Source organism: Micromonospora pallida, assembly GCF_900090325.1.
In the GTDB taxonomy this organism is placed as follows: Bacteria; Actinomycetota; Actinomycetes; order Mycobacteriales; family Micromonosporaceae; genus Micromonospora; species Micromonospora pallida.
In genome coordinates, this window is record NZ_FMHW01000002.1 from 1,093,209 (window position 1) to 1,105,921 (window position 12,713).

Sequence of the window (12,713 nt, forward strand, 5' to 3'; positions counted from 1 at the left end):
GTCAGACCGCCAGGTATCCGCCGTCGATCGGCAGGTCGGTGCCGGTGATGAAGCTGGCCTCGGACGACAGCAGGAATGCGATCGGCGCCGCCACCTCGGCCGGGTCGGCGAACCGCCGGAGCAGGAACCTGCCGCCGTGTTCCGGTGCTGCCTCCGCAGCCGCCCGGTCCAGGCCGAGCACCTCGCGGTGGAAGCGTTCGTTGCTGGCGTTCCACACCGTGCCGGGGCTGACCGAGTTGACGCGGATCCCCCGTGGCGCCAGGTCCTGCGCCATGCATCGGGTGAAGCCCAGCACGGCTGCCTTGCCGGTGTTGTACGTGAGGTAGCCTTCCTGCGCGATGTGCGCGGAGATGGACGCCATGTTCACGATGGCCGCGTCGGCGTTGCGCTCGGGCAGCCCGGCGACGAATGCCCGGGTCACGTGGGACAGGCCGATGATGGTGGGATCGAGCGCCGCGTGCCAATCCGCCGCGGTCGCTTCTACACCCTTGAAGACGAAACCCGCGGCCAGATTGACCAGCAGGGTCGGCGTCGCCCAGCTGGCCGGGACGCCAGCGAACGCCGCGTCCACCGCCGCGGTGTCCGTCACGTTGCCCACCGCCAGGTGCGCCGAGTGGCCCTGCCGGTGCAGACGGGCGATCGTGTCGCGGCCGGCGTCGGCGCTGATGTCCAGGATGACGACGCGGCAGCCCTCCGCGCAGAGCCGCTCGGCGACGGCGGCACCGATGCCCTGTGCGCCACCGGTCACCATCGCGGTGCGACCGCGCAGGCCGCGGGAGAGACCAGTCATACGAGGACCCTTCCATTCGTGGGGGTGGTTGTGGCCCATCGCCGGACGAGCCCGATGACTTCGTCCCGGCTGAGGCTCTCGGTGGCACCGTGCGGAGCCACCGTGTCGGCCGGGCCGCAGGGCAGGTTGTGATCGGCCGCCAGCCCGGTGATGAAGGCGGTGGGCACGCCGTGTCCGACCAGCGCCCGGCCAAGCGCGGTACTGTCCACCCCGCAGCCGTCGGCCGCCGCGAAGTACCGCCAGGCTTGCAGCATCCCCTCCAGGTGTCCAGCCGACAGGTGTACACCGTTTCGGCCTTCGGAGAGCTCGATGCCGTGCCGGCCCGCCACGGCGCCCGCCGCACCGCGCAGCGATCCGGGGGCCGCCTGCCCCGGGTGCAGGGCGCCGAGCAGACCGGACCGTAGGTCACCGACCTCACGGTCGCTGTGGCACTCGAGAAGGCCCACGAGCGCGCCGCGGTCCTGCCGGTAGGCGTCGGCCAGTGCAGGCAGGAACCCGTTGAGGACCACGATGGGTCGGCCGAGGACCTCCACAGTCGAGGCGTAGGAGCCGGAGCCCAGTTTGGTGATGCCCGCCTCGCGGCAGCGAGTCTCAAGCGTGGCCGCGGACAGGTTGGCGTCGTGATCCAGAGCGGCGTATGCACCCAGCACGTCCAGCCGCCCCGACGTAGCCGTCAACGCCTCCAGCGCCCGCCGCGCGTCACCGGCCAGTGCAGCGGCGCCGTCGGCGGCGACTCGGTGCAGGCGGGGATAGTGACGCAGCAGGGCACCGCGTGCGCTGAAGTCCGCGGCCGGCATGACGGCGCAGCGCAGGATGTCCACCTCGCCGGAACCGAGGACGCGCACCACCTCGGTCATCGCTTCTTCCGCGGCGGCGCCCAGCAACTCGGGCTTGACCAGTACGACGACGTGGCTGCCGCTGTCGGGCGCCGGTTTCCGTACCAGGCCGGTGTCCCGGCGGCCGCCCACCTGCCGCGCTCCGGCGACGAGGCTGTGGACGTCCTCCCTGGTCACCATAGGGTGATGCCCTTCTCGATGAGCTCGACCGTCAGGTCGCCGGTGCTGGCAACCATGGCCTCCACGAGCGCGCCCAGCGCCGGCTCGTCCGGCTCCGGAGTCGTGACCACGACCTCGTCGGGCCGCTCCAGCGGCGCCTCCTTGGAAGTGAAGATGTGGACCTGCGCCGGTCCACCGAAGGTCTCGTGCACCTGCTGGGCCAGCCGCATGGCCATGACATTGTAGATCTTGCCGGTGTGGTCCAGAGGATTCTTACCGGCCGGTGCCTCGATGCTCATCGGGCGCATCGGCGTGATCAGGCCGTTGACCCGGTTTCCGCGACCGACCACGCCCACGTCCCCCGTGTCCGCCACGGAGCCCAGCGCCGTCAGGTACGCGCGGCCGTTGCGGTCGGTTGCGTTCATCAGCATCCGGAAGTCGTCGACGTGCTGCGTGGCGACGTACTGCTCCAGCTCCTGCTGGATCACCGCCTTGCGGGCCCAGTACTCGTCGATGGAGGCGATGTGCGCGGCGAGGAACGGCATGTTGACCACCAGGCTGAAGGTGTCGCCGCGCCGGCTGCCGAACACCTTGACGTCCCACCCGGTGTCCGGGTGTCGCCGTTTGAAGTCGTCGCCGTTGATGAGGTTCTCGAGCTCCAGCACGACACGTTCGAGGCGGGACAGGGGAGCGTATCCGTGCAGGAGATTGGTGTCGTTGGAGACCAGCCCGCAGGACCGTAGTGGCACCAGATCGCCCGGGGAACCCGGCTGGTACCGGGATACGCCGCGCCCGGAGCCCTGGTGGTCCACCACGCCGATCTCGACCACGAGGTGTCGGGTGGGGTCGAAACCGGTGGTGACCTCGACCAGGACGTCGGCGGCGGCGCGGAACATGATGTCCTGCACGGGGATGGCGGTGTCGCCGACGCGGAAGGCAGCCTTGCCGAAGACCTTCACCCGGTACGGCGAGGTGAGCTCGCCGCGCCCGTAGCCGATGTCGGCGCCGCCGCCGTACAGCGTGACCTTGTCGAACCAGTGGTGCGCGACCCCACCGAACTCTTGGATGCAGTGCAGCGAGTAGTACCGTGACATGCGCTCCGCGATGGCGTCGCACATCGTGTCCGGATGTCCTACTCCCTTGCGTTCGACCAGCTCGTACGGCAGGTCCTCGACCGATCGGGAGGTGCGTTCAATCGACAGCATCGACCGTCTCTCTTCGTACGCGGTGGGCAGTGGTCCTCAAGAAACGAAACCGAGGAAGGCCGCTCTCGCCTCCCCCTCGGGCAGGCCGCGCGGCGGACTCTTGAACAGCAGGGCGCAGGCGTCGTTCACGGCGCCGGACAGGGCGCGGTCGGTGGCCAGCCGGGCGGCCCGGACGGCGTTCGCGATGACGCCGGCGGCGTTCGGGCTGTCCTCTACCGTCAGTTTGACGTCGATCTTCACCTCGGAGCCGAGGACGGAGGTCGCCGTGATGTTGAGGAAGCACACCTTCGTGTCGGCCAGGTGGCGGATGAAGCCGGTCGGTCCGGCCGCGATGCTGGCATCGTCCATCCCGGCGGCCCGCAGCGCGTTGGCCTTCGAGGTGAACTTGGACGCCGAGCGCGTGGGGTCGGCCAGGTTGAGGAAGTCGGTGTTCCCGCCGACGTTGAGCTGATAGGTGCTCGACGGCACCAGGCCGCGGCTGAGCAGCAACTCCAGCAGGGCGGTGTGCAGTGTCGTGGCACCCAGGTGACTGCGCAGATCGTCGCCGAGAATCACCACGCCGGCATCGGCGAATCGGCGGCACAGGGCCTCGTCGCGGGCCAGTTCCTCGGGTGTGGCGTTCACGACGGCTATGCCGGCGGCCAGCGCGGCGTCGGCGAACATCCGGATAGCCCGGGAAGCGCCGGTGGGCAGCATGATGACGAGGACGTCCGCCTCGAGTTCGATCAGCGCCTTCGTGACGTCCTCCGGTCGAGCGTCCTGCGCGGCGTCGGCGGGCTGAACGACGCCACCCAGCGGCCCGGCGAGGCCGTCGAGCACCGGCGCGGGCAGGACCGGTGAATCACCGTCGGCGCCGAGCGGGACGAAGGCGGTCGCGGAGACGACGGGGGTGGCGAAGGCGTCGGACAGGGATCGGCCCACCTTGGTCGCGTCCACGTCGAACGCCGCAACGACCCGGACGTCGGACAGGAGGTACCCACCCACCGAACGGCACATGAGGCCCGGAGGTGTGGCGGCGGGGTCCGCCTGCGCCTGAGCGACGAACTGGCTGAAGCTGGATGCGCAGTTGCCTGCGCCGGCCAGTACCACACGGATCGGTTTCACAGGGGTCTCCTTTCCCGGCTGTCCACGGGTGTGCGCCGGAGAGGCCAGAGCTGATGTGTGTGAACGACCGGTATCCGCCCTCCGGCCGCGTTCGCCGGCTGCACGATGTGGTCCTCCAGGAGGGGCGGGAGGCGGCGGTCGCAGACCACTGCCCCACGTCGTTGGGCCGGACGCGACTTCCCGCTCGGGCGTCACGGGCCGACGAGCTGGCTGCTCAAAAATCCGGCGAGCCGATCGACCTGCCGCCGGACGTCATGGAAGTCGTACCGGAATCGGTATGTCGGCAGGGCCGTGAGGGCATCCCGGGTCGGCTCGGCACTGCCCGGCTCGGGTTCGTGCCCGAAGATGTTGAGGTGCTTGTTGGGCTGGGCCAGAAGGCGCCGCTCCAGCAGCGTCCGGCGCTCCGACGGGTGCACCGGGGCGAGGGTGGCCTCCGCCGGATCGTCGGCGAGGCTCAGGTGCACGACAACGTCGACCCGGGCGTGCTGGCCGATCTTGGTGTCCAGCAGGTCCGCGTACTCCCAGGGGTAGAGCAGTGCCGTGCCGTTCGGTTCGGCGCCGGACTCACGCAGACGCGGCAACGTCGCGTTGGCGGGATGCGACAGCCGGGACAGGACAGCTTGCGCGCGGTCGTGCCCGAACAGCAGGTCCAGGGTGTCGAGACGTACCGAAACCGACCGCGGCCAGCCGAAGCCGGTGACGCCCTCGTCGCCGTCGCCGGCGAGCATGCTGACGTCGTCGTTGCAGACCATGACGCCGGATCCGTCGAGGACGCCGGCCATGATGAAGGACGTCTTGCCGGCCCGGCTCCCGCCGACCAGCGCGACACCGATGCCGTTCAGCTCCACCAGTCCCGCGTGCAGGAACGACGTGCCCTGGCGGGCGGCCGCCGAACGGTGGATCGCCCGGGTCGCCCGCAGCAGCGACTGAGCCGTCCAGGCATCGCCGCTCGGAGCCAGATGGAAGAGAAACCTCCGGGAGTGGTCGACGGCGTACTCCACGGTTTCCTCGCCGTGGGCGGTGACCAGCTCGGGCACCGACTCGCCGGTGGGTTCGGTGTCGGCAAACACCTCCCACGCGCCGGTATCCGGCCTGCCCGCTTCCAGGGTGAACCACGGTGCTGCCAACCGGCTGATCTGGTCGGCCACAGCTGGCGTGCATGTGAGACCGGTGTGGGCGAACCTTGACCGAATGGCGTGTCGGCGCAGTTTGTTACCGGAAACCATGGTGGTGCCCACCCCATGTCTCTGGTCATGCCCCGCGCGGGGGCGCAGCTGCGCGGCGGGTCCCCTCCGGTGGAGAAGGCGCCGCGGCCGGTCGACTGGATCAGCTTCCGGCGAGGATGCTAGATCTATCGATATGTTGCAAGGGCTGCGCATCGCCGAAACGGGAGAGTTCAGTTCACAACGAGTGGTCCTGATGTGTCCCAGCCCAGCTCCTGTCGCCCGCGGAAAAACCTGCCATTGGAGCGCGCGGCAGGCAGTTTCAGGAGCCGGACCAGGTCTTCGGCGGCCAGGCGGGGATCGTTGGGCGCGGTCCGGGTGCCCATGTCGGTGCGGATCCATCCGGGACAGAACGCGAACGCAGACAGGTCCGCGTTTCGCCGCTCGAAGTGACGCGCGAGTCCGAGCACAAGTGCGTTGAGGGCCAGCTTGGACGCTCGGTAGGCGAACGAGGCGCCGTCGGCGTCCTGGAGGCGGCCCATCCCGGACGAGACACACAGGACCCGCCCCGAGCCGCGGGCAAGCATCGGCGGCGCGTAACGCTGAACCAACTGCGTCGCCCCGAACAGGTTCACCGCGAATGTCTCGCGCAGGTCCGCGAGGGACAGCGCGAACAGGTCACCGTATCCGCCGCGCGGATCGTCGAGGTACACGCCGGCATTGTTGACCAGCACGTCGACGGCCTCGCCGGCGAACAGCTCGCACGAGACCGGTTCCCGGAGGTCCACGACCCGGTAGTCGTCGAGTGGGACATGCTGCGGCGCGACCGACAGCCCGACACCCAGCACCCGGTAGCCAGCCGCCTTCAGCTCATGGCAGATGCGGATACCCAGACCACGAGACACCCCGGTGACCAGAGCAGTCGGCATCAGGCAAGCGTAGTCGCCGTACCGTGCCTGTCCGCATGCCCGGACGCGCTTCGGTCGGGTCGCACCACGGGCATCGATCCATGGCTAGGATCGGTCGGCGATGAGACCTCCCTCCGGCGACGCCAGCCGGCCGATGACGACGCGATCCACTCTGCGCGACCGGATGCTGCTGATCGGCGAGTTGCGCCACAGCGGTCCGCTCGCCGTGATCGTGCTGATGTTCACGCAGGTGACGATCGCCCTCGTCCCCGCGCTGACCGCGCTGACGATCGAGAACCTGGTGAACCGGGTCCTGCTCGGGTCGTCGTTGACCGTCGCGCTGATCCTGCTCGGCGCGGTCCTCCTGGCCGGACGGTTGGCGCAGACGGTCTCCGCGCCGGCGACCTTCCTGGTCTCGCAGCGCATCGACATGGCCCGCCGTGCCGCGCTGACGTCACTGGCGGTCTCCGGAGCGCACCTCGGGCCGATGGAACAGCCCCGGACTCGCGAGCTGATCCGGGTGGCCCGCGCGGATCCGGAGTTCTGGGCCGAACGTCCACCGGGGACGGGCGCGACGGCCCAGCTGGATCTCATCATGCGCTGGATCGGTGTGCTCGCCGCCACCGCGGTGCTGGCCAGCTTCGCCTGGTGGCTCGCCCCCCTCGTGATCATCCCGGCCGTCGCCAGCCGTTGGCTGTGGCGGCGTCAGTTCATGGAACACATCGAGATCGAGCGGCGTGGCGTGTCGGCCGGGATGGAGGCGGACCACTGGCGGCGCCTGGCGGTGGACGCGACCGACGGCAAGGAGAGCCGCACCTTTGGGCTCCAGCACTGGGCGCTCGCTCGCTGGCATGAGCGGCTGATGACCATGTTGTCGCCGAAGTGGCACGCCGGTATCCGTAGCGTCCTGGACCAGTGGCAGGTAGCGGTGCTGGTCGGGCCGCCGCTGACCGTGGCTTTCACACTGGTCGTGTGGCACGCCGGGCAGAACGGCGACGGCGTGGCCGAGGCGGCGGCGGTACTCGGCGCCGGCTGGGCGGTCCTCAACCTGCTCGGCTTCATCGACGCGCTGGAGATCGAGGGGGCCATCCCCGGCTGCCGCGCGTACGCCACGTTGCGCGCCGAGACCGCCGACCCGTACGTGCCTGTCGCCGCGGTATCCCAGAGCCTGGATGCGCCGCGCGTACGCTTCGAGCAGGTCTCGTTCGCCTACTCCGCCACGGGTCCGGCCGTGCTCGACGGCCTCGACCTGGAGATCGCCCCCGGCGAGCTGCTCGCCGTCGTCGGCCTCAACGGCGCCGGCAAATCCACGCTGATCAAACTGCTAGCTGGGCTCTACACACCCAGCTCCGGCCGTATCACCGTGGACGGCGTCGACCTGGCGGCTGTCGAACCGCCGCTGTGGCGCAGCCGGATTTCCATCGTCTTCCAGGACTTTGTCTGCTACCACCTGTCCTGTCTCGACAACGTCGCCCTCGGGTACGCGGCCGCGCCGGTGGACCGCAAGCGTATCGAGCAGGCGGCAGCCGACTCCGGACTGGACCAGCTGGTCGCCCGCCTGCCCCTCGGATGGGACACCCCGCTGGCCCGCACCCGCGTCGGCGGCGTGGACCTCTCCGGCGGCCAATGGCAGAAGGTCGTGTTGACCCGGGCGATGTACGCACTGCGCTGTGGAGCCCGGCTGCTGGTACTCGACGAGCCGACGGCCCATCTGGACGTCAAGTCGGAGTTCGAGGTCTTCCACGAACTCGCCCGGCACAAGCGGCACGCCGGCGTAGTGCTGATCTCACACCGGCTGTCCACGGTCCGCCTCGCCGACCGCATTGTGCTGCTCGATGGCGGCCGGATCGTGGAGTCCGGTTCCCATGACGAACTGATGGCCGAGGACGGCCGGTACGCCAAGCTCTTCATCACCCAGGCGGAACGCTTCAACCAGGGTTTCGACGACAGGTTCGACGAGGAGGACACGCCGTGACCCGCTACCTGCGGCTGTGGACCGAGATACTGGGTGTCTCGTGGCGCCACGCCCGTGGGCTGACCACCACGGTGTTCGGTATCGAGGTCGGCCTGGTCGCCGGGAACATCGGCATCGCACTGGCCCTGCGAGCCGCCGTGGACGGACTTGTAGCCGGCGATGTCCCCGCCGCCGTCACCGCCGCGGTGGTCGCGGCGGTGGCCTCGACGACGGTGTTGTTGCTCAATCGGCTGCACGGACTGATCGGGCTGTTCCTGATCGTTGAACGGGTCGGCATGGTTCTGGAACAACGTCTGCTCGAGGACATCGCCGCGCTCGAACGCATCGAGCATCTCGAGCGCAGCGACTACCTCGACCGGCTGACTGTGCTGCGCTACGCGCCGAAGCGGATCGTGGGCGGGATGTGGAACGCGGTCCGCGCCTGCTTCACCATGCTGCAGCTGGCTCTTACGCTGCTGTTGCTCGGCTCAGTCAGCCCCTGGCTGCTGGTGCTCCTCGTGCTCGCCGCGGCCCCGTTGTGGTGCGACCGCGCGGGCCGGAAGATCGAGAGCCACGCCGAGATCAGCACCGCTGAAGCGTTCCGGCTCCAGCGGCACCTGTTCGATGTCGCCACCGACGCCGCTGCGGGCAAGGAGATCCGTACCAGCCAGGCCGGGCACCGGGTCGCACAGTTGCAGGCGGCGGCGTTTCACGAGGCCACCGTCGGCCGGTACAGTGCCCGTGTCCGCGCCGCCTGGCTGCGCGCTGCCGGCTGGACCGTCTTCGTGGCCGGCTTCATTGCCTGCCTCGGTATCGTGGCGCGCCAAGCCGCGGCGGGCACCGCCACCCCGGGCGACGTCGTCCTCGTCGTGACACTCACGATCAACCTCCAGCAGACCGTGCAGACCGCCGTCAGCCAGCTCGCCACCACGATGAACGCCGGTCTTTTCCTGGACCCGTACCTGTGGCTCAGGGCATATCTGCAGCAGGAGCGGTCCGCGCGCCGCGGCGACCTCCCGCCGCCCGAGCGCCTGACCACCGGTATCCGCCTCGACCGGGTCGGCTTCTCGTATCCGGGCGCGGCTGAGCCGGTGCTCGCCGACGTCGACGTCCTGCTGCCCGCCGGCAGTGTGGTCGCGCTCGTCGGAGAGTTCGGGTCGGGCAAGTCCACGCTGGTCAAGCTACTCAGCCGCTTCTACGAACCCAGCCTCGGCCGCATCACGATCGACGGCACCGACCTCCGCGACATCCAAACCGAGCAGTGGCGCAGGCGTACCAGCGCCGCCTACCAGGACTTCGGTCGGTATCCCCAGATGACCTTCGCAGAGGCGGTCGGACTGGGCGACATCAGGCGTCTCGACGATGTGGATGCGGTCGGGCGTGCCATCGACGCGGCCGACGCCCAGGGGATCGTCAGGCGTCTGCCCGCAGGCGCGGCGACCCGCCTGTCACCGCTGTACGGCGGTGTCGACCTGTCGGAGGGACAGTGGCAGAAGACCGCACTAGCTCGAGCCAGCATGCGGACGGACCCGTTGCTCTTCATGCTCGACGAGCCGACCGCGTCCCTCGACGCCCCGAGCGAGCACGCCATCTTCCAACGCTACATGCAGCGGGCCCGGCAGCTGGCCGCCCGCAACGGCGCCATCACCCTGGTGGTCTCCCACCGGCTGTCCACGGTCGCCGGAGCCGATCTGGTGCTGGTGCTGCATCGGGGCAGGCTGGTGGAGCAGGGCACCCACGACCAGCTGATGGCGGCCGGCGGGCGGTACAGCGAACTGTTCGGTCTGCAGGCCAGGGCGTACCGCCTGCGTCGGCCGTGACCAGCGGAAACGCAGGTGGCGGCCCTGTTTGCTTCCGTTGACGAGGTGGCGGCCGAGTCTGCTGATCGTGGGCACATCATATCGATCAGTATCTTGACGGGTGAGGTGGGATGTGACGTAGTGGATCGAGCGGTTCGGGTCGAGGTCGGCTGGCCCGCAGCCGTCCGTGACGTCTAGGAGGCTTGTCCGTGTCTATGTCTCGCCGCCAGTTCCTGTCCCGCTCGGCCGGAGCTGGTCTCGCTGTGACCGTGGTCGGTTCGGTCGACGCCCTGTTCACCGCGGCACCCGCGCTGGGGGTGTCCGGTCCGGAGATCGGGTACGGTCCGCTGGTGCCCGACCCGGCCGGCATGCTCGACCTGCCGGTGGGCTTTCGCTACACAGTGCTGTCGCGCGAAGGCACCGTCCGGCCGGACGGTGGCATCGTGCCGAGCCGGTTCGACGGCATGGGTGCGTTCGCCGGCAAGGCGCGCGGTACTCGCCTGGTCCGCAACCACGAGTGCTCGCCGACCGCGAAGATCACGGTCGTGGCTCCGCCGGAACGCACGTACGACCCGGCCGCCGGGGGTGGGACCAGCACACTCGCCGTCGACGCGGCGAACCGCGCCGTCACTGAGCACGTCAGCCTGGGCGGTACGGCCATCAACTGTTCCGGCGGCCGGACGCCGTGGAACACCTGGCTGACCTGTGAGGAGACCGAAGACAAGGCGGGGACCCGCGGGTACACGAAGGACCACGGATTCGTCTTCGAGGTCGACCCGTACGACAGTGCTCGCAACACGGATCCGACACCGCTGACCGCGATGGGCCGGTTCCAGCACGAGGCGGTCGCGGTCGACCCGCACACCGGCATCGTCTACGAGACCGAGGACGCGTTCGTGGCGCCGCTGGGCAGCTTCTACCGCTTCCTGCCGAACCGGCCGCTCGGCGGCCACGGGAGCCTGCGGGCAGGCGGCGTGCTGCAGGCTCTGCACGTCCCGGACCTGCCGGACCTGTCGGTGGTGACCGAGGCGGGCACGTCCTTCTCCGGCGTCGAGTGGCTTGACGTGCCGGACCCGCTGGCGACGACGGAGTCGGTCCGTGCCCAGGACTACCGCAAGCCGATCACGGGTGGGTACAAGATCGAGGGCGCCTGGTGGGGGGAGAAGGACGGCTGTGCCTACTTCGTCTCGTCGTTCGCCCGGCGTGAGCTGGGCTCGGCCCGCGACCACGACGGCCAGGTCTGGCGGTACGACCCGCGAGCCAACACGTTGCGGCTGGAGACCATCTTCACCCGTCCGACGCCGGCGCCGGAGAACCCGGAGTTCGACTCCCCGGACAACATCTGCATGTCGCCGTACGGGGGCCTGATGATGTGCGAGGACGGGATCGGGGACCAGCACATCCTCGGTACGACCGCCGATGGCGAGGTGTTCGTTTTTGCGCGTAACCGGGTCAACGTCGGCACCGTGGCGGACCCGGAGTACGGCGAGCTGGCCGGAGCGGCGTTCTCCGCCGACGGCCGGACCATGTTCTTCAACGTCTACAACCCGGGCATCACGTACGCCGTCACCGGCCCCTGGAACCGCCGCCAGAGCTGACTCCGCAGCCGGGCGGTGTGACCGAGCCGGCCTGAGCGTCCCGCCGCCCCGGTGTCTGACGGCGCCGGGGTGGTGTGACGCTCGGGCCGGACGGCTGAACCCGTCGGGCCGGTGGTGCTACCGGGCGGGATGCCGCCGACCGAACTGGGCCTGACTCCCCGCCTGTTCCGTCTGCTGGTCGGCGCGGGGAAGCGTGATGGTGAACGTCGTCCCGACGCCGGCCTCACTCGCGACCGTGATGGTGCCCTGGTGATCGGTGACGATCTGCCGGGCGATGGCGAGGCCGAGGCCACTGCCCCCGGTACGGCGGCCCCGCGCGGCGTCGGCCCGCCAGAACCGGTCGAACACGTGCGGCAGCGCGTCCGCTGCGATTCCCGAGCCGGTGTCGGCGACCTGGACGATCGCCTGCGTGTCGGTGCGGCTCGCGGCCAGCCGTACGCTGCCGCCCGCAGCGGTCGCCCGTAGTGAGTTGGTGACGAGATTGCCCACCACCTGACGGAGCCGGTCGGGATCGGCGTGTACCGCAACGGGCTCGGCCGCCACGCGCAACGACACCCCGGCTGACTCCGCCCGGGCGCGGCGATCAACACCGGTGCGGTGGGACGCGGGGATTCCGTGGCCGTCATCGGCTGTGGGGGAGTGGGCGACGCCGCCGTCGCCGGCGCTCGTCTGGCCGGCGCCTCGACGATCATCGCCGTGGACCGCGACGCACGCAAGCTCGAGTGGGCCCGAGACCTCGGAGCCACCCACACCGTCGACGCCTCAGCCACCGACGCCGTCACCGCGATCGCGGAGCTGACCGGCGGGTTCGGTGCCGACGTCGTGATCGACGCGGTCGGACGGCCGGAGACTTGGAAGCAGGCGTTCTACGCCCGCGACCTCGCGGGCACGGTCGTGCTCGTCGGCGTGCCCACCCCGGACATGCGCCTGGAGATGCCCCTGCTCGACATCTTCTCCCGCGGCGGCGCGCTGAAGTCCTCCTGGTACGGCGACTGTCTGCCGGAGCGGGACTTCCCCATGCTGATCGACCTGTACCTGCAAGGCAGGCTGCCGCTGGACAAGTTCGTCACCGAACGCATCGCGATCGACGACGTCGAGAGGGCGTTCCGCACCATGCACGCCGGCGAGGTGCTGCGCTCGGTCGTGACGCTATGAGTGGCACCCTGCGGATCGACCGCGTGGTCACCGCCGGGGTGT

10 protein-coding genes and 1 pseudogene are annotated in these 12,713 nt (G+C 69.8%); 4 read left to right on the forward strand and 7 right to left on the reverse strand.

The genetic code is table 11. The annotated features are described in order from the left end of the window. Position 1: 1 nt before the first annotated feature. From GA0074692_RS04890 to GA0074692_RS04915, 6 genes are all read right to left on the reverse strand, one after another. Complete coding sequence (locus GA0074692_RS04890; RefSeq protein WP_176738305.1) at positions 2-790, reverse strand: SDR family NAD(P)-dependent oxidoreductase; 789 nt, start codon at positions 788-790, stop codon at positions 2-4. After that, positions 787-1,758: a hypothetical protein gene (locus GA0074692_RS04895; RefSeq protein WP_141725163.1), complete on the reverse strand. Its 972-nt coding sequence runs from the start codon at positions 1,756-1,758 to the stop codon at positions 787-789. The genes GA0074692_RS04890 and GA0074692_RS04895 overlap by 4 nt, the downstream gene beginning before the upstream one ends. Before the next feature lie 41 nt (positions 1,759-1,799). Beyond that, positions 1,800-2,990 (reverse strand): methionine adenosyltransferase, encoded by a 1,191-nt coding sequence (locus GA0074692_RS04900; RefSeq protein ID WP_091639792.1) that lies wholly within the window; start codon positions 2,988-2,990, stop codon positions 1,800-1,802. 36 nt (positions 2,991-3,026) lie between these two features. Then, complete coding sequence (locus tag GA0074692_RS04905) at positions 3,027-4,094, reverse strand: hypothetical protein (RefSeq protein WP_091639796.1); 1,068 nt, start codon at positions 4,092-4,094, stop codon at positions 3,027-3,029. Between the two features lie 191 nt (positions 4,095-4,285). Then, positions 4,286-5,242 carry a hypothetical protein gene (locus tag GA0074692_RS04910; protein WP_091639798.1) on the reverse strand — a complete coding sequence of 319 codons (957 nt, stop codon included), beginning with the start codon at positions 5,240-5,242 and terminating at the stop codon, positions 4,286-4,288. A gap of 248 nt (positions 5,243-5,490) precedes the next feature. Further along, on the reverse strand, positions 5,491-6,186 hold the full coding sequence (locus GA0074692_RS04915; RefSeq protein WP_091639800.1) for an SDR family NAD(P)-dependent oxidoreductase: 696 nt from the start codon (positions 6,184-6,186) through the stop codon (positions 5,491-5,493). Between the two features lie 100 nt (positions 6,187-6,286). Here GA0074692_RS04915 and GA0074692_RS04920 point away from each other — a divergent pair, with 100 nt between their 5' ends. The 3 genes from GA0074692_RS04920 (at position 6,287) to GA0074692_RS04930 (ending at position 11,516) form a co-directional block, all read left to right on the forward strand. After that, on the forward strand, positions 6,287-8,140 hold the full coding sequence (locus GA0074692_RS04920; protein WP_091639802.1) for an ABC transporter ATP-binding protein: 1,854 nt from the start codon (positions 6,287-6,289) through the stop codon (positions 8,138-8,140). 197 nt (positions 8,141-8,337) lie between these two features. Then, the gene (locus GA0074692_RS04925) at positions 8,338-9,939 is read left to right on the forward strand and encodes an ATP-binding cassette domain-containing protein (RefSeq protein ID WP_141725164.1); all 1,602 of its coding nucleotides are present in this window, start codon (positions 8,338-8,340) and stop codon (positions 9,937-9,939) included. Positions 9,940-10,133: 194 nt separating this feature from the next. Then, entirely contained in the window at positions 10,134-11,516 is a 1,383-nt protein-coding gene (locus tag GA0074692_RS04930) for an alkaline phosphatase PhoX (RefSeq protein WP_091639807.1), read from the forward strand. A 117-nt stretch (positions 11,517-11,633) separates the two neighbouring features. On the opposite strand, the gene GA0074692_RS04935 is transcribed toward GA0074692_RS04930, so the two are convergent. Further along, on the reverse strand, positions 11,634-12,071 hold the full coding sequence (locus tag GA0074692_RS04935) for a sensor histidine kinase (RefSeq protein WP_245730166.1): 438 nt from the start codon (positions 12,069-12,071) through the stop codon (positions 11,634-11,636). Between the two features lie 18 nt (positions 12,072-12,089). Here GA0074692_RS04935 and GA0074692_RS04940 point away from each other — a divergent pair. Further along, positions 12,090-12,671, forward strand: a pseudogene (locus tag GA0074692_RS04940) (zinc-binding dehydrogenase); the annotation flags it as partial. Positions 12,672-12,713: the final 42 nt, after the last annotated feature.